Raw genomic sequence first — 21,111 nt, 5'->3', positions numbered from 1 at the left:
GCCCTCCTTGAGGGCCCACCCCCCAGGTTCGGTCGGGCGGGCGGTTAGCCCGCGAGGGCCTCCGACACCACGTCCTTCGCAGCGGCCTGCACCTCGGCGAGGTGAGCCTCTGACACGAAAGACTCCGCGTAGATCTTGTAGACGTCCTCGGTGCCGGACGGACGCGCGGCGAACCACGCATCGGCCGTCGTGACCTTGAGCCCGCCGATGGCGGCGCCGTTTCCGGGGGCTTCGGTCAGCTTGGCCGTGATCTCTTGGCCGGCAAGTTCGGTTGCGCGCACCTGCGAGGGCGACAGCTTCTTGAGCGTGTCCTTCTCGGCCTTGGTGGCGGCCGCATCGACACGCGCGTACCAGGACTCGCCGAGCTCGTCCGTGAGGCCACGGTGAATCTGCGAGGGGGTCTTGCCGGTGACGGCGGTGATCTCGGAGGCCAGCAGGGCCAGGATGATCCCGTCCTTGTCGGTGGTCCACACCCGGCCGTCCTTGCGCAGGAACGATGCGCCAGCGGACTCCTCGCCTCCAAAGCCGGTCGAGCCGTCGAGCAGGCCGGGGACGAACCACTTGAAGCCCACCGGCACCTCCTCGACCCGGCGACCGATCTTGGCGCCCACTCGGTCAATCAGGGAGGAGGACACGAGCGTCTTGCCAATGCGCGCATCGGCCCTCCACTGTGGCCGCGCCCCGCCGTACAGGTACGAAATCGCGGTCGCGAGGTAGTGGTTGGGGTTCATGAGGCCACCGTCGCGGGTGACGATGCCGTGGCGGTCGGAGTCCGCGTCGTTGCCGGTCGCGATGTCGTACGGGGCGTCGGCGCCTTCCATGAGGGTGCGCAGGCTCGCCATCGCCGACGGGGAGGAGCAGTCCATGCGGATCTTGCCGTCCCAGTCGAGCGTCATGAAGCGCCACGTGGGGTCGACGGTGGGGTTGACGACGGTGAGGTTCAGGCGGTGCTCTTCGCCAATCGCGCCCCAGTAGTCGACCGCCGCGCCGCCCAGCGGGTCAGCGCCAAGGCGCACGCCTGCCTCCCTGATGGCGTCGAGGTCGATCACGCTGGGCAGGTGCTCGAGGTAGAGCTTGAGGAAGTCAAAGCGCTCGGTGGTCTCTGCGCTGCGGGCCGCCGCCGTCTGCTTGCGGGGAACCTGCTTCCAGCCGCCGCCCTTGAGGATCTCGTTGGCGCGGGCCGCGATCCACCCCGTGGCGTCGGTATCCGCAGGGCCGCCGTGAGGCGGGTTGTACTTGAAGCCGCCGTCGCGCGGGGGGTTGTGCGAAGGGGTGACGACAATGCCGTCGGCCAGCCCCGCACCGCTCGTGCGCAGGCCGGACGGCGACACGGCTCCGTTCTCCACGAGGATCGCGAGCGATACCGCGGGCGTGGGCGTCCACGAGTCGCGTGCGTCGATACGAACCCGCACTCCGGCCGCCGAGAGCACCTCGAGCGCGGTGTCGGTGGCTGCCGCGGAAAGGGCGTGGGTGTCGGCTCCAAGAAAGAGCGGACCGTCGATGCCCTGGCTGCGGCGGTATTCCACGATCGCTGCGGTGGTCGCGACAATGTGCGCCTCGTTGAAGGCGTTGTCGAGCGAGCTGCCGCGGTGCCCGGAGGTACCGAACACCACCTGCTGCTCGGGATCGGCGGGGTCGGGCACGCGGTCGTAATACGCCCCCATGAGGGCGTCCACATCGATGAGGTCTTCGGGGAGGGCAACTGTTCCGGCGCGTTCGTGCATGGTCCCCACTCTCGCACCTGGGGTGCCTGTGCGTCCATCGGGCCGATGCGCCTGCGCCCTGGTCAGGAATCCGTCACTATTGCGCAAAATCCAGGGAAAAACACCCGGGAGGAGGGCTAGGCTGGGACCCGTGGCAGCCAAGCGCGACGCAAGCGCAACCCCGGAGCCTGCGGAGCCCACGAGCACGCAGGGCGCGCTCGCGCGCGCTTCCACCTTCGACTCGCTCGCCGCGCAGGCACGACGACGCGCGGTCGCCAACGCCGAGGATCTTCACGCGGCCGCTGTGTTGATCGTGGCGCACAACCAGGCCCGCCGGATCGCCGCGACGGTGCGGGCTGCACGGTCGATTCCCGGGGTGGACCTGGTGCTCGTGGTCGACGACGCATCGGCAGACAACACCCAGGAGCTTGCTCGCAAGGCCGGCGCCGTGGTGATTCGCAACTCGCACCATCGTGGCCGCAGCGCGTCGATGGAAACGGGCGCCGCAGTGATCGCTATGCGTGACGAGCCGGGCGGCACGCCCCGCGCACTGCTCCTGCTTCCAGGGGGGATTGGCCACCATGCGGTCGGGGCGGCGCCGCTGGTGCCCGCCGTCATCGAGCAGGTCGCGGACCTCGCCATCGCGGTCACCAGGACGGAAGATGCCCACCTGGGCACGTCCGGCAAGGCCGCACGCAGCGCCATCGAGCGCGCCTCCGGGTGGGTGCCGCACGACCCGTTGGGGCCCATCCGCTGCATCACCCGCGAGGCTTTCGAGGCTGCAGTGCCGCTCGCCCGTGGCGCAGGGATGGACGTCGCCATGACGCTCGACGTTCTCCACGCGGGGCTGACGGTCACCGAGGTTGAGTGCGACATCCGCCACCGGACAGCCGGGGCGGCGTCTCGCTCTGCGGCCAAGCGTGCCGCCCAGTACCGTGACGTGATGATGGCGATCAGCGCGCGCCGCGTGCGTACCGGTTTTGGTGATGCACGCGACGCCGTGGGCCAGCGACTGCGACGTTCGCAGCGTCCGACCACCGAGGTCGAGGGCGCGGAGGAGGATCAGTGACCGCACGACCCCGTTACGTCTACTTGGGTCCGTCGGGCACGTTCACCGAGGCGGCGCTGCTCGCGATGACGGTTGGCTCCGAGATCGAGGCGATTGCGGTCGTGGACGTTCCCGCCGCCTTGAGTGCCGTGCGCGCCGGCGAGGCCGACCACGCGGCGGTCGCGATCGAGAACACCGTTGAGGGTGGGGTGACCGCGACGCTCGACTCGCTCGCGGAGGGTGCGCCGCTGGTCATTCAGGGCGAAGTGGTGCTGCCGGTCGAGTTCGAACTGGTCGCGCGCGAGCCGATCAGCCTCGATGCCATCGAGCGGATCACGGCCCACTCGCACGCATGGGCCCAGGTGCGTCGTTGGGCGCACGCGACCGTCCCCCAGGCGGTCTTCGTTCCTGCCTCGTCCAATGCGGCGGGGGCGCTTGCGGTCGCCGCTAGCGAACCGGTCGGTGGGATCCCCGTGGACGCCGCGCTCGCGCCGCCCGGCACCGCCGAGCGGCTGGGCTTGCACAAGGTGCTTGAGCACGTGGCCGACAACCCCCACGCGGCGACCAGGTTCGTGCGCATCGGCCGGCCTGGGGAAGTTCCCGCGCCCACCGGAAGCGATAAGACCACGCTGACCGTGCACCTGCCGACCGACCGCTCCGGTGCGTTGCTGGAGATGCTTGAGCAGTTCGCCGCGCGCGGCGTGAACTTGTCGCGCATCGAGTCGCGTCCGCGGTGGGACCACCCCGGCGAGTACTCGTTCTCGATTGACGCGCTGGGCCACATCGCCGAGGAGAGAATCGCCGATGCGCTCATGGGCCTGTATCGCACCTGTCCCCTGGTGGTCTTTCAGGGTTCGTACCCCGCCGCGGGCGCCGCTAGTGCCGATGTTCAGGGCCACATGACAGACCAGGCGTTCGCCGATGCGCGGGCGTGGGTGGCGCACCTGCGTAACGGCCACCACTCCGCCTGACCTCCCTCCCTCCCCGTCAAATGGATCCATTTGCTCGGTTGGCGGCACCCCCAGCCCCGTCAAATGGATCCATTTGGCTCGTGAAGGGGGCGGCAGGCGCGTCCTGACGCGCCCCCAGCCCAGGGCAAGGCGCGCTCATCCACAGATCTCCGCCGCCACCCAGCAGGCGCATCGGCCATCTGCCTACCGTTCACCATGCCGACATCACGCCCCGTCCCCACGCTGAACGCCATGACAGCGGCGATGCGCTCCGCGCCCGTGCCATGGAACCGGGCCGCGCTGGAGGAGCGATGGAGTCGCAGGAGCCTGTCCGAAGCGACTCGGCTGGGGCTCGTAGCGCGCATCGCCCCTGGTCAGTACGCACATCGGGAGCATGCCGAGGACCTCGAGTGTCGCCTGCGCGCGGTCGCCAACTGGATGGCACCCCATGGCCGCATCACGGGCCGTGCGGCGCTACACCTGCACGGATGGAGGATGGCGGTTCCCGAGCGGATCGACGTGGTGCTCGCGCGAGAGGTCCGGCTGGCGCGGCCGCCGTACGTTGACACCTTCCGGACGGCCGATGCGGTGGCGGGCACGGAGATTGCGGGCATCCCGGTGGTCACGGCAGAGGACGCGACCGTCCATGCGTGGCGCAAGGCCGCCCCCGGGCAGCGGCGCGGACTACTGCTCGATGTGCTGCGGGACAGGGTGGTGGAACCGCAGCGCTTGCTTGAGCGGCTCGATGCCGCCACCAGAGTCGCGAGCCGGGCTGCGTTTGTCGCCACCGTGGATCTGTTTGGCCGCGGTGTGCACAGCGCTCTTGAGGCCATCGCCGCCGAGGACGTGTTCGGCGGGCCTGAGTGGTCGACTTGGCAGCGGCAGGCGCCCGTGGACGTCGGCAGGCTGGTGTTGCATCCCGACATGGTCCATCGTGAGGCGCGGATCGCAGTGGAGTTTGACGGCGAGCAGTTCCACGGGAACGACGAGGCGCGCGTGCGCGACGCCGCCCGTGACGAGTTGCTCGCATCCGCGGGCTACGTCACGTTCAGGTTCACGTGGGAAGACGTCACCCGGAGGCCGGAGTGGTGCCGCGAGGTGCTTCGCACGGCGCTCAAGGAGCGCACCTAGTCGCCCCTCGGTGCCCGCCGTTCCTCGGTGCCCGCCGTCCCTCGACGCCCCCATTCCCGATGAAAATGGATCCATTTGACCGGTGGTCACACGCTGCCAGCCCGAGAAAATGGATCCATTTGACGGGGAAGGGGAAGGGGAAGGGGTGGGTCGGCGGGTCGGTGGGTTTTAGGCCGAGGGGACGCGCACCTTGAGCGCCTGGTGCTCCACCGTGGCCCTCATACGGATCGCACGGCCGAGTTCCTCGCCATCGACCTGCACACGCTCCGGCGAGGCGAAGGTGATGTGAATGTCGCGGCCGCGTGCGTGATCGATCCGCGACGCCCGCCAGGCCTGCAGCACCTCAAGTTGCTTGATGCCAGCGCCCTGGGCGATGACCGTGCCGAACAGGTCGGTCCAGCCGACGATGCCCGCGCGAGCGTCCAAGGTCGCCACATCGAGAGCGCCGTCCGAGATGGAGGCGTCAGGGATCAACTGCAGCCCGCCGGGCAGGCGCCCAGCGTTGGCCAGCAACACCGTGCGCATCTCGTTGGTGACCGACTCGCCGTCGTCGATCGTGACGGTGGCCCGCATGCGCTTGTCGCCCAGGTGCTCGAGTGCGGCAAAGAAGTAGGCGAGCCAGCCCAGACGCTTCTTGAGCGCGGGATTGGCCCCCGCGACCATCTCGGCATCGATCCCCGCGCCCGCCATCACCAGGAACAGGTGCCGACCGTCGTCACCGTGGGTGGGGATGGCCCGCTCGACGTCGAGGTAGCCCACGTCGACCGGACGGTCTGCCCCTTCGAGCACGGCGCGCATGAGCGCAGCTGGATCGGCCAGGGGCAGATCAAGGTTGCGAGCGAGCAGGTTGCCCGTGCCCATGGGCAGGATCCCCATGGCGACGCCGCTGCCCGCGAGAGCCTCGGCGACCGCACGGACGGTGCCGTCGCCGCCCACGGCGACCACCACATCGGCCCCATGCGCGATGGCCTGCCTGGCCTGTCCGGTGCCGGGGTCGTCCTCGGTGGTGGTGAACCACATGGGTTCGGGCAGGTAGCGAATGGCGCACGCCCGCAAGGCGCGCTCGCGCAACTCGGGAATGCCGTCCTTGGTGGGATTGGCGACGAATGCGATGCGCTGTCGGGCGGGGTGATCGAGGCTCGCGGGCCCGGTGACGGTCGACGACCCGGGTCCCACGCGGAGCGCCTTGCGCCACAGCTCGGGCAGGGCGAACGGATCACGAGCCCCCACGCGCCGTGCCACGGAGATCGCGATGGCGAGGGCGAAGACCGCCAACACCAGGGCGATCGACCCGAGGATGATGGCGACCATGGTTCGAGCCTAACCCGCGACTAGACTCGCCCGCATGATCGACCTCAAGCTGCTGCGCACCCAACCCGACCTGGTCAGAGACAGCCAGCGTTCCCGAGGCGACGACCCGTCGGTGGTCGATCAGGTGCTCGAGGCCGACGCCCAGCACCGTGCCGCGCTCGCGGACTTCGAGACCAAGCGCGCTGAGCAAAAGGCGCTGGGCAAGGAGGTCGCTCAGGCCCAGGGCGAGGCCAAGCAGGCGCTGCTGGCGCGCACCAAGGAGCTTGCCGCTCAGGTCAAGCAGGCCCAGGCCAGCGCCGATGCGGCAGCGGCTACCGCTGTCGAGCTCGCTCGTTCGGTGGGCAACATTCCTGAGCCTGGCGTGCCCAGCGGCGGCGAGGACGACTTCACGGTGCTGCGTCACGAAGGCTCGCCGCGCGACTTTGCGGCGGAGGGTGTCGAGGTGCGCGACCACCTCGCGATCGCCGAGGGCCTGCGCGCGATCGACATGGAGCGTGGGGCTAAGGTCTCCGGCGCGCGGTTCTACTTCCTCACGGGCATGGGCGCGCGGCTCGAGCTGGCGATCCTGAACGCGGCGATGGGCGTCGCGCAAGAGGCGGGCTTTAGCCCCATGATCACCCCCACCCTGGTGCGCCCCGAGACCATGGCGGGCACCGGGTTCTTGGGCAAGCACGCCGAGGAGATCTATTACCTCGAGCGCGACGACCTGTACCTGACGGGCACCTCTGAGGTGGCGCTCGCTGGCTACCACACCGACGAGATCCTCGACCTGTCCGGCGGACCGCTGCGCTACGCCGGCTGGAGCGCGTGCTACCGCCGCGAGGCCGGCTCGGCTGGTCGCGACACGCGCGGCATCATCCGCGTGCACCAGTTCCACAAGGTGGAGATGTTCAGTTACGTCACGGCGGCCGATGCGGCGGCAGAGCACGAGCGGTTCCTCGCCACCGAGGAGCGCATGCTCCAGGCCCTCGAGCTGCCGTACCGGGTGATCGACACCGCGGCGGGTGACTTGGGCTCGAGCGCGGCGCGTAAGTTCGACTGCGAGGCGTGGCTGCCGAGCCAGGAGCGCTGGATGGAGGTCACCTCGACCTCCAACTGCACCACTTACCAGGCGCGTCGCCTGTCGATTCGTGAGCGTGGCGAGCACGGCACCACGCCGGTCGCGACCGTCAACGGCACCATCGGCACCACCAGGTGGATTGTCGCGCTGCTCGAGAACCACCAGCAGGCCGACGGCTCGGTGTACGTCCCTGAGATTCTGCGCCCCTACCTTGGCGGCGTGGATCGACTCGAGCCGGTCGCCTAAGCCTTGGGGTCGGAGGCGAGCGCATCATGCGGTTGAGCCTTGACCCGAGCGCGCCCGTCCTGCTCGCGCTCGACATCGACGACACGTGCTCGTACCAGGAGACGGTCGACGGGGTCCGCACGCTCGGCGTCGTCGCGCCACCCGTGCAGGAAGCGATCGAACGGGTGCGTGCCGCGGGGGTGCACGTGGTGTTCGCGACCGGGCGTCAGACCGACTCCGCGCTGTCGATGGCGCGCCAGCAGGGCTGGGGCGATCTGGACATGCTGTGCTCTCAGGGCGCGGTCACGGTTCACACCTCGTCGGACGCGAGCGACTTCGAGGTGACCGCGCGGCGGACCTTCGACGCGCGCCCAGCGCTGGCCGCGCTCCTCGCGCGTTTTCCTGACATCAGCTACAGCGTCGAACACGCGGACACGGGCCACGCGGTGGGCGTCGCGCACCCCCATGGCACGGTTTTTGGCCGCATGATCGCCGGGATGACCGATGAGGACGCCGCTGCGACGACTGCGCTGATGGTCAGTTCGACGAGCGCCCGAGGGCGCGAACTGCACGAGGTCATCGAGCACCTGGGGCTGAGCTGCCATCCCTTCACGGACCTGGGCTCGGGATGGGTGGATGTGTCACCCCCGGGCGTCACCAAGGCCTCTGGCCTCGAAGAGTTGCGCCTGCGCTACGGAGTGCCCCGGGCCAACACCGTCGCGGTGGGCGACGCCGCCAACGATCTGCCGATGTTCGCGTGGGCGGCCCACTCGGTGGCGATGGGCCAGGCGTCGCGGGCGGTGCGGGACGAGGCGACCCACGTCACGGGCACGCTCGCCGACGATGGGGTGGTCGCGGTGCTCGACGCCGTCGTGGAGGCGCTGGCCCCCACGCCCACCTTCACGCCCACCTTCACGCCCACCCCAGCCCCCCGTTGATACCCGTGTCGCCGGCCTGCACCCGGTGGGCGCGCGCTGGATACCCATGCGTGCAGCGGCCGGGCCTCGTCGTAGCATCGTGGACATGAGCATGGTCCCCGAGCAGATGCACCCTCCCCTGGACAACGACTCGTGGCGATTGCTCGGGCTCGATATCGACGGCACCTTGATGCACTGGGGTGGCGACATCTCCGACAAGGTCGTGCAGGCCATCGAGCAGGTGCGCATGTGCCGCAACCACGTGATCCTTGCCACCGGACGCAACATCATCGGCACCATGCCGGTCGCGGAGCGCCTGGGGATTCGGCGCGGTTACGCGGTGTGCTCCAACGGCGCGGTCACCGTGCGGCTCAACCCGGCGAGCCCTGGCGGCTACGACATTGTCGAGACGGTGACGTTCGACCCCACCGCAGCGCTCGAACTCATTCGCCAGGAGATGCCCGATGCGTTCTTCGCGGTGGAGGATCTGGGCGTCGGTTTTCGCGTGAGCCGCGAGTTTCCCATGGGCGAACTCCAGGGGCGCCAGCTCGTGGTTGACAACTTTGACGACCTCGCGCAGGGCGAGGCCACGCGCGTGGTGATTCGCGCTCCCGGGGTAGAGGTGGGCCACTTTGATGAGCTCGTCAAGCGCATCGGCCTCAACGACGTCACCTATGCGGTGGGCTATTCGGCGTGGCTGGACCTGACCCCTCCCAACGTGACCAAAGCATCGGCCCTTGAGGCGCTCAGGCGCCGGCTGGGCGTCTACCCGGCGCACACGGTTGCTGTGGGCGATGGCAATAACGACCTCGCGATGCTCGAGTGGGCGGGCCAGTCAGCCGCGATGGGTAACGCGCCCGCGCACGTGCATGCCGTTGCTGACGAGGTGCTGGGTTCCGTCCAAGACGACGGGGTGCTGGGGCTGCTGGAGCGGCTGATCGACCCCGACCGGCTGGCGGTCCTGTAGCGCCAGGCGCGCCGAGCCGGCTTGGCGCGGGGTGCATCGGCCCTACTACGCTCGGGTCATGACGTGGATGACCACCGCTGCCCACCACCGTTGGCTCGAGTCTGAGACCGATCGCCTGCTCGAGTTTGGGCGCGCGAGCCGCGACCCTCGAGGAGGATTTGGCTGGCTCGACGAGCAAGGTGCACGCGACGAGTCTCACCCCGTCGAACTGTGGATCACGTGTCGCATGACGCACTGTTATGCGCTCGCGGCCATGATGGGCAGGCCTGGCGCCGGCTCGCTGGCCGACCACGGCCTCGACGCGTTGCGCGGCCGCCTGCGTGACCACGACAACGGCGGCTGGTTCGCCGCCGTCGATGGCGATGCCGTGACCAACGACGCCAAGGAGGCCTACGGCCACGCCTTTGTCATTCTCGCGGCGTCCTCGGCCGCGGCGGCCGGGCGTCCCGGTGCCCGCGACCTGCTCGACGAGGCACTCGAGGTGCACGCCGAGCGGTTCTGGGACGACGAGGTGGGCATGAGCCGAGAGGCCTTTGCTCGTGATTGGAGCGAGGTCGAGGACTACCGCGGCGTCAATGCCAACATGCACACGCTTGAGGCGTACATGGCGGCCTCCGACGTCACGGGAGACAAGGAGTTGCTACAGCGTGGCCTGCGCATCGCGCAGCGCGTGGTGCACGGCTTCGCGAGGGACAACCAGTGGCGTCTGCCCGAGCACTTCACCGCCGACTGGGAGCCGCTGCTGGAGTACAACGAGGACCAGCCTGCGCACCCGTTCCGTCCCTACGGCGCCACCATCGGGCACCTGCTCGAATGGGCGCGGCTGACCACTCAGTTGGCATCGTCGCTGCAAAAGTCCGGGCTGGCGCGCCCCGACTGGATGCTTGAGGACGCCAAGGAGTTGTACGCGGCCGCCATCCGCGAAGGCTGGAACGTCGACGGCGAGGTGGGCTTTGTCTACACCGTCGACTGGGACGGCAAACCCGTGGTGCGCGAGCGCATGCACTGGGTGGCCGCCGAGGCTATCGGCGCCGCCGCCGCGCTGTGGGCTTCCACCAAGCTGCCTGTGTACGCAGAGGACTACGGCCGCTGGTGGGACTACGTCGGCGAGTACCTGCTCGACCGCGAGGGCGGGTCGTGGTGGCACGAACTGGGGACCGACAACGCGGTGTCGCGCACCGTGTGGGAGGGCAAGGCGGACATCTACCACGCGGTCCAGGCGACACTCATTCCGCGCTTGCCGGTCTCGCCTGCGCTCGCGGCATCGCTCGCGGCCGGCAACCTGGCTTAAGCCGCGCCCTTCACGGGCCAAATGGATCCATTTGACGGGGAACGACGCCTCAGTCACGCCCTTCACGAGCCAAATGGATCCATTTGACGGGTTAGGGGGGTGGGATCAGCACCACCTTGCCGAACACCTTGCCCGACTCGAGGGCCCGATGCGCGTCCCCCGCCCGCTCGAGCGGGTAGGTCGCGTGCACGACAGGGCGCACCCGCTCGGGCACGAGCGGCCAGACGTGGTCGCGAACGCCCCGGACGATGCGCGCCTTGTCCTCGTGGGGCCGTGACCTGAGCGTGGTGCCGACAATGCGGGCACGCAGCGCGAGCAGACGACCAAGGTCCAGTTCGCCGCGCACACCCTTCTGCAGCCCGATGACCGCGAGCGTGCCTCCGGTACGCAGCATGCGCAGGTGGTCGTCGAGTGCTCCGGCCCCCAGGACGTCGAGGATCACGTCGGCGCCGCCTTCGGCCCGCACGCGCGCCATGACGTCCTCACGTGCGTAGTCGATCCCGGTGGCACCCCACTCTTCGCACCGCTGCACTCGCTGGGGTCCACGGGCCGTGGTGAGCACCCTCATCCCCATCGCGATGCCCAACTGGACGGCAATGTGCCCCACCCCACCCGAGCCCCCCTCGACAAGAAGGGTCTGCCCGGCCCGAGCATCGGCCGCATCAAAGGTGGACCACACGGTGCACGCTGCCTCGACCAGCCCACCTGCGCCCTCGTGGGAGAGCCCGACGGGCATGGGAAGGACAAGATCCTCGTGCACGCAGACCCGCTGCGCGTATCCGCCGCCGGCCAACAGCGCGCACACGGCGTCGCCCACCGCCCACTGGGTGACGCCGCCTCCCACGGAGACGACCGTCCCGGAGACCTCAAGCCCGGGCCATGCGGGTGCTCCCGCTGGCGGCGGGTAGTGACCCTCGCGCTGCAAGATGTCCGCGCGATTGACCCCGGCGGCGTGGACGTGGATCACCACCTCGTGCGCAGCGGCGATGGGTTCAGGGACGTCGGCTGAGGTCAGAACATCGGCGCCACCGAAACGGGGCAAAGTGGAGATCATCACATCGAGGCCCCGATATTTCGCGTCATAGCCGCAACGGTATAGCGTCTCACCCTGCAGGAGCCCTCGGGATTTCAGTTTGTTGGCGAAGGTGCCGATATCGCTGGGGTCCAGATGCACAGGGGCGGTCCGGCGAGTGTCCGGGACGTCTGGCGGGTGGCTTGTGAGGAGAGGGTAGATGCTCCAGAGGCTTGGTATTCGAGGAAAGCTCCTCGCTGTGGTCGCTGTGCCCATCCTCGTTCTGGTGCTCGCCGCCGGCTTCATTACCTTCGGCTCTGTTCAGGACCTCAACACCGCCCGCAACGCCGAGCAGCTCATCGACACCCTCGACCGCGCGCGCTCCTTGGAGGACAGCCTTCAGGCAGAGCGCGAGGCCACCGCGAACTACGTGTCCGCGTACCAGGACACCACCGGCGTGCTCGACGACGCGCGCGACTACACCGACACCGCCCTTGACCAGATCGATCAAGCCCTGGCAGCGGTTGACGAAGAAGACCAAGAAGGTGCCCAGGAGATTCAGGATCGGATCGACAGCGCACTGTCGCGCTCCGGATCGACCTACCTTGCCGATGCGCGTTCCTACCGAGTGACCTCCGCCACCGAGGAGTCGGAAGGCTGGCTGGTCTTCCCCTCCGCTGACGACGTCGCCGCGATGCAGGCCTTGTATGCGGATGCCGTGGAGGACCTCAACGCCGTCGCAGCGGACGTGCCCGACTCATACGGCATCGACGTTCTGCTGTCGACGCTGACCTTCCGCGTCAATTCCGAGAGCACCACCGCCACGCAGCTGTTCACCGAGCCCCTTGAGTACAAGGAGGCCATGATCAACACCGCAGGCCGCGTGGATCAGGGAATCGCGGCTCTGTTGGGAACGTCGACGGAACTGGCGACCTCTGAGGGCAACATGAAGGCCGTCGAGGCACTCCTCGCAGGCCAGGACCTCGTGGCGCGTCTGCCCGAGCACCGCGAAGACGCGATGGCGGCGACCATTCACCCCACCATCTTGATCGCGCGCTACACGGCGATCATCGACCTCATCGTGTCCGCCGCTGACGACGTCGCGGTGGCCATGACCGACCGCGACCTCGTGGCAACCGTCCAGGCGTACGGTGACGCTGACGCACTGGTCGAAGACGTCCTTCACGAAGAAGTGGTGATCGGCCGCCTGCTGCGCGCCGGTGCGTTCCTTCCCGGTGAGCTCGCCAACGTCCAGACGATGGCGGCCCAGACCGACATCGCCCTCGCGGACATGCAGGACTCTGCTTCGGGTCTTGAGCCCGCGGTCGACGTCCCTGACTTTGGCGCCTCGGAGTCCAACATCACCGGTGACACGGGCTCCTTCGAGAGCATTCGTGACGACGTCCTGACAGGTCAGACCGGTTCGCTGTTCAATGCGCGTGACGCAGGGTGGTCGACTCAGGTCGACGAGGAGCTCGCGGTCTACGAGCCCATCCGTGACCAGTTGTGGAGCGACGTCGAGAGCCGCGCCTCCTCCAACGCCCAAGCCGCTGTGGCGACGGCCATCTTGACCGCTATCGTCGCCGTCCTGGTCGTCGTCGCCTCCATCGTCGTCGCACTGTTGATCGCACGTCTGATCGTGGCGCCGCTGCGACGCTTGACCACGACGGCTACCGCCGTGCGTCAGGAACTTCCCCGCTTGGTGGAACGCGTGGCCATCCCTGGCGAGCAGGTCGACGTGTCCGAGGTGCAGATCGCGATTGACTCGCGAGACGAGATCGGCACCCTCGCAGAGGCGTTCAACGGCGTGAACGCGGCCACCCTGGCCATCGCCGCCGAGCAGGCCGCGCTGCGTGGCTCGATCTCTGAGATGTTCGTCAACGTCGCCCGCCGTGACCAGGTGCTCCTCAACCGTCAGCTGAAGTCCATCGATGAGATGGAGCGCACCGAGGACGACCCGGACACGCTGACCCGCCTGTTCGCCCTCGACCACCTGGCGACGCGAATGCGTCGAAACTCGGAGTCGCTCCTGGTGCTCGCAGGAATCGACACTGGTCGTCGCCTGCGTCGCCCCATGCCGTTGTCCGACGTGATCCGCACCGCGTCCTCCGAGATCGAACTGTACGAGCGCGTGCAGCTCGAACTCGACGTCGACCCGTCGATGCTCGGCCACTCGGCGCTGACCGCCGCGCACATGTTCGCCGAGCTGCTCGAGAACGCGACCGTGTTCTCCGACCCCGGTTCGCCCGTGGTGGTGCGTACGCGAGCCGACGAGGCTGGCTTCGCGGTCGAGATCGAGGATTACGGCATCGGCATGACCGAGTCCGAGCTCGCGGACGCCAACGACCGTGTGGCCTCGACCGCCGCATCGGAAATTCTCGGTGCGCAGCGCTTGGGCCTGTTCGTGGTGGGTCGTATTGCCCGCCGTGTGGGCGCCCGGGTGTCCGTGTCCTCGCAGGAGGGCAAGGGCACGATCGCGGTCGTCACGCTGCCTGCCTCGCTGTTCGCCACCGATGAGACGCCTGTGGAGCACGTGTCGTCCACGGCTGTTGACCCTGCCACGCACGCCCCGACGGCGCTCGTCACGCACGATGTCGCCAACGAGATCACCTCGCTGCCGTCGCGTGTCAACGCAGCGACGGACGCCTACAAGCCCACCGTGATCGAGGAGGGCGCGAGCCTGCTGTCGGGTCGTGGTGGCGAGGCTCCTGCCCAGCCGATGCCGTCGCGGGGTGGCGCTCCTGCCGCACCCGCCGCTGAGGCTGAGTCGATCGCTGTGCCGGCGGATTCCGCCCAGGTGGACGCCGACCTGAACTCGATCGAGGCGCTGATCGCGGCCGACGCCGCTCAGGCGCCGACCGCCGAGCAGACCAACCCCGAGGAGCTCACGGAAGGCGTGACCGGAGCCGGCTTGCCGACTCGCCGCCGCCGTGAGGCCCCGGCTCCCGCCGACGCCGAGCGTGACGCGACCTCGATCGTGGGCCTGCCCGCACGTGCGACCGATGCGCAGTTGTCGGCCCTCGAGGCCGAGCAGGTGGGCGGCTTCATGCCGACGGTGGCGCCGAGCGAGGTGGCGCCGCAGAGCGTCGAGGAGCGCTCGTCGATGTTCCGCGGCTTCCGCTCGCGCAAGGACACTGAGGCCGCTGCCAGCCTTGATCCCGACGCAGAGTCGCTGGGTCACGCCGCTCGCCGTGGAGGCATTGATGCGGCGGAGATTGCCGCTGCTCACCAGGGCGAGCCGTCCGCCAACGAGCCACTCGTGCCCGGACTCGAGCCGGATCAGGCACCTGTGGACCAGTCCGGACACGGCGCGGATGCTGCGGCGGGAATCGCTGCGGGTGCCGCTGCGTTCGGAGCGGCCGCGTTCTTCGGTTCGCGTCGCGACCAGGCCGAGCCGGTCTCGGAACCGGTCGTCGAGTCGGCAACTGAGGCAGTCCCGGAGCCGGCCCTGGAGCCGGAGGCATTCGAGCCTGTTGCCGCGTCGCCGTGGGCGCCGTCACCGGAGCTGCCCGAGCCCGCCGCCGACGCCTTCGCGCCCGTCGACGAGGCACCCAGCGCAGCAGAGCAGGCGCCGTGGGGTCAGTACCAGGAGGCCCAGGCTTCGCTCGACGAGACCGACGAGGTCATCGAGCAAGCCGATGAGCCCGTGGACGAGGTGCCGACCTTCCGCATGCCGTCGTGGTTCGCTGCGGGCGCCGCGACCACCGCTGTGGCGGGAGCCAACGCGGCTCGTAGCGCGGGCGACGACGACTGGAGCGCGGAGGACAGCGCGCAGTCCGAGGACCAGGCGGCGTTCGACGTTGCCGAGCCTGCCGCGACCGTGGAGCCCGAGCCGAGCGTGCCAAGCGCCGAGCCAGCCGCCATCGTCGACGACGCGCCGTTCGTCATCCCGATGCTTGAGGGCGACGAGCCCGCGGCTGCCCAGGAGGACACGTTCGGGGACGACTCGTACGGTGTCGACGCCGTCTCGCTCGCCGAGGACGTGCCTGCGGCAGAGTCTGACCAGCCGTTCCCGTGGGCTCAGCCTCTCGAGCATCAGCCGGCGCCCTTCGAGTCCGTGCCCAGTGTTGACAGCGCGGTGGGCTTTGACTCGGGCGCATCGTATGAGCCTGCGGCTCCCGTGGAGCCAGCTCTCCCGTGGGCGCAGTCGGTGGCCCAGCCTGAGGTTCAGCCCGCGGCCCCGTTCGAGCCGCAGCCCGCGGCTCACGGACAGGAGCCGCCTGCCCAGGCGAGCGCGCCTGGATTTGGCGCTGCGTTCGGCACGCAGGCTGCCACCCCGGTCACCACGCAGGAGCCTGCCCCCGTCGCCGCATCGGCGAGCCCGGCACCGAGCCCGGCACCGAGCCTCGACGACCTGATCAAGGGCGCGGTGGACGACGACGCCGAGGAGCGCCCGAGCTTCTTCACGCGCCTGTTCGGTCGCGGCAACCGTAAGGCTGGCGCCGAGCCGACGACGGAATCCGCGCTGACCGCCCTCGCGGCCGGTGCCGGCGTCGCGGCTGGAGGCCGTGCCGCCGCAGCGTCCCAGCCTGTTGCCCCGTCGCAGCCGTCTGCGACGGCGTTCTTGCCAGTGGCGGAGCAGGCCCCCGTGCAGCATGTCGCAGACGAGGAAATGCCCGAGCCCGACACCTCCACGGGCATGTTCGCCTCGCTGTACCGCACAGCGCCGTCCGCGCACTCCGCTCCGGTCGCGCCTTCGGTGGCGGCGGTCGAGCCCGAGCCAGCGCCCGCGGCGACGTCGTTCGCGCCCTCGCAGCCGGCGGAGCCTGTTCAGGCGTCGCAGTGGGAGCGTGCGGTACAGGACAGCGCCCCGGCACCGTGGGAGCAGGCCGTTCAGCAGCCCGCTCCCGCCCCGTGGCACGAGGCCCCCACCTCCTTCAACCCCGAGCCGCAGCAGTCCGCACCCGCTGAAGCGTTCCCCGCTCAGCCAGCCGGCGCATCGGCCGCATGGGCCCCCGCGCAAGAGACCTCTCAGCCGCAGCAGCCCGGCTACTTCACCCCCGACCAGCTCGCCCAGCCGGCAGGCTGGGAGGCCGCGGGAGCGAGCGCGCTGCAGGCGGCCGAGCCGGAGGTGGCCACGAGCTACCAGCCGGTGATCCAGCCCGACCTGAGTGGCGGCAACGACGCAGACGTGACGTCCGCGGTGTTCTCCGAACTCAGTTCGCTTGCCTCCTCCCGTCCCAAGGTCGAGAAGACCAGGGCCGGACTCCAGCGCCGTCGTCCCAGCGACGCGGCACCGGTGGAGGTCAAGCCGCTCGAGGAAGCTGCGGACCTCGCCCCGAAGGACCGCGACGCCGAGGCGGTACGCCACCGCTTCAGCTCGTTCTACTCGGGCACCAAGCGTGCACGCGACGACGTCGCGGCCTTCGAACACCAGGTTTCACCTGCGGAGGCGAACGAGACGTGAGCACCGCACCCAGTACCATCCAGATCAACGAGAACTTGCTCCACCTAGGGAGCTTCAACCGCAAGGAGGAGCTGTGACCGAGCTCAGCACTGAGGCCACGAACTTTGGGTGGCTGCTCGACAACTTCGTCCAGACCGTGCCGGGCACCCGCCACACCCTCGTGGTGAGCGCGGACGGCCTGCTCATGGCGATGTCGAAGAACCTCGACCGGACGGGCGGCGACACCCTTGCCGCCGTCGTCTCCGGCATGGCGAGCCTGACCCGTGGTGCGGCACGTCAGCTCCAGGCCGGCGAGGTCCGTCAGTCGATCATCGAGATGGACGAGCTGTTCCTGTTCCTCATGAGCGTCTCGAACGGCTCCGTGCTTGCGGTGGCTGCCGACTCGACCTGCGACGTCGGTCTCGTGGGCTACGAGATGACGCTGCTGGTGTCGCGCACCGAGAACGCGCTGACGCCGCAGCTCATCACCGAGATGCGTCAGAACCTGCCCACCGACGGTCAGCTCCGCTCCTAAGGACCCGCTGCCATGACTGACGCGACGACGCCTCACGGCGAGGAGGACACCTACACGGTGCGCCCCTACGCCGTGACGGGTGGCCGCGTGAGTGCAGCGAGCAAGGACCTCCCGATGGAGGCCTTGGTTGAGGCGCGTCACGGCACCCAGACTTCCCGAGGGCTCACGCCTGAGAAGAAGAAGATCCTGCAGCTTGCTACAGGTCAATATCAATCCGTTGCCGAGCTCTCCGCTCACACCCGGCTCCCGCTGGGTGTGGTGCGTGTGCTGGTCACGGATCTTGCTGAAGAAAATCACCTGACGATTCACACCGGTGGAACGGCCGACGACTCCTCGACGCACGACGAGTCCGGCGGCATTTCCCTCAGTCTCTTGGAGAGTGTCCTCGATGGCATCGCAGCCCTCTGACGCCGCGGTCGCGACCGCGAACCCGACCACTGCACCCACGGTCGTCAAGATTGTGATTGCCGGCGGTTTCGCGGTGGGTAAGACCACGTTCATCGGCTCGATCTCCGACATCGACCCCCTCAACACCGAGGCGGCCATGACGGAGAAGTCCATCGGCATCGACGATGCCGGTGGCGTGACGGACCGTAAGACCACCACGACCGTCGCGATGGACTTTGGTCGCATCGCGCTTCCCGGTTCTCTGTGGCTGTACCTGTTCGGCACGCCCGGCCAGGACCGCTTCCTGTTCATGTGGGACGACCTGGTCCGCGGTGCCATTGGCGCCGTGGTGCTGGTCGACACGGAGCGCCTTGACCAGTGCTTCCCTGCGGTTGACTACTTCGAGGGTCGGGGCATCCCGTTCGTCGTGTGCGTCAACTGCTTTGACGGAGTCGCGCGCCACACCCTTGAGGATGTGCGCGAGGCGCTCGGTATTCCGCCCGAGATCCCCGTCATGTACACCGACGCCCGCGAGAAGGCGGCGACCAAGCAGGCCTTGATCGCCGTCGTTCAGCTCGCGATGCGCCAGCTCAAGAAGGGCTGACACCAGACGGCCGATGCGTGCGCAACGGCGCGCGCGCATCGGCTGACCGCCCGCGGACTACCCTGGTGACGTGATCTACGTCGACGGCTCCGCTCTGTGCAGGTTCCTGCCTGGCGTCAAGTACTTCGATGAGTGGAACGAGTGGGTGGTCCCTCGCATCGACCAGGTTGCCCTCACGCAGTTGAGCGTGACGGAGCTCCGTCAGGCCGTGGAGCTCATGCCTCGCGAGCAGAAGATGCTCGCCTACGACGTGGTGGACCAGGTGCGCTCCAAGATCGCGATGATCCGCTTCTCGGACCAAAACGTGTCGGTGTCCACGCACGCCGCGGCGGTGCTCAAACCCTTCGCGGCGTTGCACCTTGGTGCCGCGGTGGCGCATCCGGCGATCGACACGATTGCCACGTACGACGCCGAACTCGCTCAAGCCTCGGAACTGTACGGGCTCACGGTCGTTAGCCCTGGGCTCGAGCCGGGATGGCACGGCGGTTCGACTCCCGCCTGACCCCCTCCCCGTCAAATGGATCCATTTTCATCGTGACGGGGCGCGTCTTTCGCGCCAAATGGATCCATTTGGCTTTTTGGGGGAGGGCCGATGCGGTGGCTGCGGCCTGGCACAATAGTGCCCGGCGGCCGCATGGCCGCCAAGGAGAGTTGACCGAGCGGCCGAAGGTGACGGTCTTGAAAACCGTTGAGGCGTTTAAGCGTCTCCGTGGGTTCGAATCCCACACTCTCCGCGGCAGAGCCCCTGGTGACTACGGTTACCAGGGGCTTTCCCCTTTTACCAGCCACTTTAGTTGTCAGTGCTTGATGCACTACTAGGCACAGTACCGCATGAGTCTGCATTTCGCTAGACTGTGACTAGTCCACCAGGCTGGGGGAGAACATGGCGAAGCCGCTCAAGCTGCCGCCCGGCGTGAGTATGACCGCTCAAGGCAAGTTCCGCGTGCGCGTGTACTGGCGCGGTACGCAGCACTCGATCGGGATCTACTACACGCTCGGCGACGCCAAGGCTGCGATGGCGATTGCTCGTTCCGAGATGGCCCGCGGGATCTTCATCCCGCCCTCACAGATGCGCCAGGATCGCGCCTCACAGGACGTTCTCGACGCCATTGCGGCCACTACGGTGCGTGAGTGGGCCGAGGACTGGCTGAGCCGCCTTGAAGGCGCTGAGCGCAGTCCTGGCACCCTGCGGTCGTATGCCTCGACCCTCAATGCCCACATCCTGCCCGCGCTCGGTCACATGCGCTTGGTCGACGTCACGAGCACGGACGTAGACGCGATGCTCGACACCCTCAAGGCGAAGCCCGGCGCGTGGACCAACGTGGCCCGCACCACCCGCGCGATGTTCCTCGCGGCAGTATCGGCCGGGGCCGGCGGCGTCACCGTATCGCCTGTCACGACCCAGATCGCCTCGAGCCGCACGAAGCGCTCGCGCACGTTCGACCGCATGGACCTTGCGACGCCCGCGGAGGTCCGCGCGATGGCTAAGGCGATGCCCGTCGCGCTCGAGCTCGCCGTGATGCTCGGAGCATGGTGCGCGATGCGCCAGGGTGAGGTGCTAGGACTACAGCGCCGCGACTTCCGCCACATCGAGGACGCGCAGCAGGCCACGGTGACGATCGAACGCCAATGGAACGCGAAGGCGACACCGCCGGGCTACACGGCGCCTAAGGCAGGCTCACGTCGCGAGATTGCGGTGCCCGAGTCGCTCGTGCCGATGATCGTTGCCCACCTTGCCGCGTACACACCTGGCGGGGACGACGCGCCCGTGTTCCCGCGACCGAGCAACCCGCGCTTGCCGATCTCACAGTCGGCCTTCGATAAGTCCTGGCGCCAGTCACGCGAGGACGTGCGACCGGGTTTCCGGTTCCATAGCCTGCGCCACACGGGGCTCACCGAGTACGCGCGCACGGGCGCCACGCTCGCCGAGTTGCAGGAGCGCGGCGGGCACTCGAGCCCCGAGGTTGCTATGCGCTACCAGCACGCAAGCATCGAACGTGACCGCGCGAACGTGTCGCGGATGAAGATTGACTTGGGGGGTGGGTAGCCATGGCAGGCGAAACGAACTGGCTCACCACCCTGATCGAGCAGACTGAGGTCGACAAGGTGGATCGCGAGTTGCTCCATAGTCGCCTTGTCGAGCAGGGCCTTCTCAGCCGCGTGACCCTCGTGAAGGTCCAATGCCGGGCCCGCCGGTGCCAAATAGCGACCGTGTTCCGCGTCGGGCCAGTCACGATGTGCGCCGTGCGCGACTACAAGTACTCACCGGGGCTCAATGCGCAACGCAGCGTGCCGCGTGCCCGAGAGAAGAACACTCTCGACGGCGACCACCACTGGCCCGGGCACGTCTACGACGTGAATGAACTTGCTCACTGGGGAGTTGAAGCCGGGTTCGATGTGGTGTGCCGGCACGCGCAGCAGACGATCAACGCGGCCGAGCTCCTGGGGATCGTTCAGAGCGTCGAGCCAGGCAAACCGCTTCCACCGATCGTCATCTAGTCCACAGACGCAAGCGGATTCATGCCCATGACTGCTAACCTGTAAGTACTTGCCCGCCTAAGTAGGCGACCGGAATCGAGCAGGG

17 protein-coding genes and 1 tRNA gene are annotated in these 21,111 nt (G+C 68.5%); 15 read left to right on the top strand and 3 right to left on the bottom strand.

The window, feature by feature from the left end; translation table 11 throughout:
- Positions 1-44: 44 nt before the first annotated feature.
- Positions 45-1,724, bottom strand: coding sequence for a phosphoglucomutase (alpha-D-glucose-1,6-bisphosphate-dependent) (pgm, locus tag ACK5NO_RS11300; RefSeq protein ID WP_416812778.1), 1,680 nt, complete (start codon positions 1,722-1,724; stop codon positions 45-47).
- Between the two features lie 130 nt (positions 1,725-1,854).
- Between pgm and ACK5NO_RS11295 the strand changes: the two genes are divergently transcribed.
- The 3 genes from ACK5NO_RS11295 (at position 1,855) to ACK5NO_RS11285 (ending at position 4,832) form a co-directional block, all read left to right on the top strand.
- On the top strand, positions 1,855-2,772 hold the full coding sequence (locus ACK5NO_RS11295) for a glycosyltransferase family 2 protein (protein ID WP_416812777.1): 918 nt from the start codon (positions 1,855-1,857) through the stop codon (positions 2,770-2,772).
- The gene (gene pheA, locus ACK5NO_RS11290; protein ID WP_416812776.1) at positions 2,769-3,722 is read left to right on the top strand and encodes a prephenate dehydratase; all 954 of its coding nucleotides are present in this window, start codon (positions 2,769-2,771) and stop codon (positions 3,720-3,722) included. The genes ACK5NO_RS11295 and pheA overlap by 4 nt, the downstream gene beginning before the upstream one ends.
- A 195-nt stretch (positions 3,723-3,917) precedes the next feature.
- The gene (locus tag ACK5NO_RS11285) at positions 3,918-4,832 is read left to right on the top strand and encodes an endonuclease domain-containing protein (RefSeq protein WP_416812775.1); all 915 of its coding nucleotides are present in this window, start codon (positions 3,918-3,920) and stop codon (positions 4,830-4,832) included.
- 168 nt (positions 4,833-5,000) lie between these two features.
- On the opposite strand, the gene ACK5NO_RS11280 is transcribed toward ACK5NO_RS11285, so the two are convergent.
- Entirely contained in the window at positions 5,001-6,143 is a 1,143-nt protein-coding gene (locus ACK5NO_RS11280) for a diacylglycerol/lipid kinase family protein (protein WP_416812774.1), read from the bottom strand.
- Between the two features lie 34 nt (positions 6,144-6,177).
- Between ACK5NO_RS11280 and serS the strand changes: the two genes are divergently transcribed.
- From serS to ACK5NO_RS11260, 4 genes are all read left to right on the top strand, one after another.
- Positions 6,178-7,449 (top strand): serine--tRNA ligase, encoded by a 1,272-nt coding sequence (gene serS, locus ACK5NO_RS11275; RefSeq protein ID WP_416812773.1) that lies wholly within the window; start codon positions 6,178-6,180, stop codon positions 7,447-7,449.
- A gap of 26 nt (positions 7,450-7,475) precedes the next feature.
- Positions 7,476-8,366, top strand: a complete 891-nt coding sequence (locus tag ACK5NO_RS11270) for an HAD family hydrolase (protein ID WP_416812772.1) — start codon at positions 7,476-7,478, stop codon at positions 8,364-8,366.
- Positions 8,367-8,451: 85 nt separating this feature from the next.
- The gene (locus ACK5NO_RS11265; protein ID WP_416812771.1) at positions 8,452-9,312 is read left to right on the top strand and encodes an HAD family hydrolase; all 861 of its coding nucleotides are present in this window, start codon (positions 8,452-8,454) and stop codon (positions 9,310-9,312) included.
- Between the two features lie 58 nt (positions 9,313-9,370).
- Complete coding sequence (locus ACK5NO_RS11260; protein ID WP_416812770.1) at positions 9,371-10,603, top strand: AGE family epimerase/isomerase; 1,233 nt, start codon at positions 9,371-9,373, stop codon at positions 10,601-10,603.
- Positions 10,604-10,694: 91 nt separating this feature from the next.
- Here ACK5NO_RS11260 and ACK5NO_RS11255 read toward each other — a convergent pair whose 3' ends face one another.
- Entirely contained in the window at positions 10,695-11,657 is a 963-nt protein-coding gene (locus ACK5NO_RS11255; protein WP_416812769.1) for an NAD(P)H-quinone oxidoreductase, read from the bottom strand.
- A 178-nt stretch (positions 11,658-11,835) separates the two neighbouring features.
- On the opposite strand from ACK5NO_RS11255, the gene ACK5NO_RS11250 reads away from it, so the two are divergent.
- The 8 genes from ACK5NO_RS11250 to ACK5NO_RS11215 all read left to right on the top strand — a co-directional run bounded on the left by ACK5NO_RS11250 (position 11,836) and on the right by ACK5NO_RS11215 (position 21,026).
- On the top strand, positions 11,836-17,022 hold the full coding sequence (locus tag ACK5NO_RS11250; RefSeq protein WP_416812768.1) for an ATP-binding protein: 5,187 nt from the start codon (positions 11,836-11,838) through the stop codon (positions 17,020-17,022).
- Positions 17,023-17,095: 73 nt separating this feature from the next.
- A complete protein-coding gene (locus ACK5NO_RS11245) occupies positions 17,096-17,536 on the top strand; it encodes a roadblock/LC7 domain-containing protein (protein ID WP_416812767.1) in 441 nt (146 codons plus the stop codon).
- Between the two features lie 12 nt (positions 17,537-17,548).
- Positions 17,549-17,944: a DUF742 domain-containing protein gene (locus tag ACK5NO_RS11240; RefSeq protein ID WP_416812766.1), complete on the top strand. Its 396-nt coding sequence runs from the start codon at positions 17,549-17,551 to the stop codon at positions 17,942-17,944.
- On the top strand, positions 17,925-18,527 hold the full coding sequence (locus tag ACK5NO_RS11235) for a GTP-binding protein (RefSeq protein ID WP_416812765.1): 603 nt from the start codon (positions 17,925-17,927) through the stop codon (positions 18,525-18,527). Before ACK5NO_RS11240 ends, ACK5NO_RS11235 begins: the two co-directional genes overlap by 20 nt.
- A 70-nt stretch (positions 18,528-18,597) precedes the next feature.
- Entirely contained in the window at positions 18,598-19,029 is a 432-nt protein-coding gene (locus ACK5NO_RS11230; RefSeq protein WP_416812764.1) for a hypothetical protein, read from the top strand.
- A gap of 143 nt (positions 19,030-19,172) precedes the next feature.
- Positions 19,173-19,261, top strand: a tRNA-Ser gene (locus ACK5NO_RS11225).
- A gap of 149 nt (positions 19,262-19,410) precedes the next feature.
- Positions 19,411-20,574 (top strand): tyrosine-type recombinase/integrase, encoded by a 1,164-nt coding sequence (locus ACK5NO_RS11220; protein ID WP_416812763.1) that lies wholly within the window; start codon positions 19,411-19,413, stop codon positions 20,572-20,574.
- Positions 20,575-20,576: 2 nt separating this feature from the next.
- Positions 20,577-21,026 carry a hypothetical protein gene (locus tag ACK5NO_RS11215; RefSeq protein WP_416812762.1) on the top strand — a complete coding sequence of 150 codons (450 nt, stop codon included), beginning with the start codon at positions 20,577-20,579 and terminating at the stop codon, positions 21,024-21,026.
- Positions 21,027-21,111 lie beyond the last annotated feature (85 nt).

The organism is Demequina sp., assembly GCF_047975725.1.
Classification (GTDB): domain Bacteria; phylum Actinomycetota; class Actinomycetes; order Actinomycetales; family Demequinaceae; genus Demequina.
Note: the sequence above shows the minus strand (reverse complement) of the source record. Positions and strands in the feature narration are given on the sequence as shown.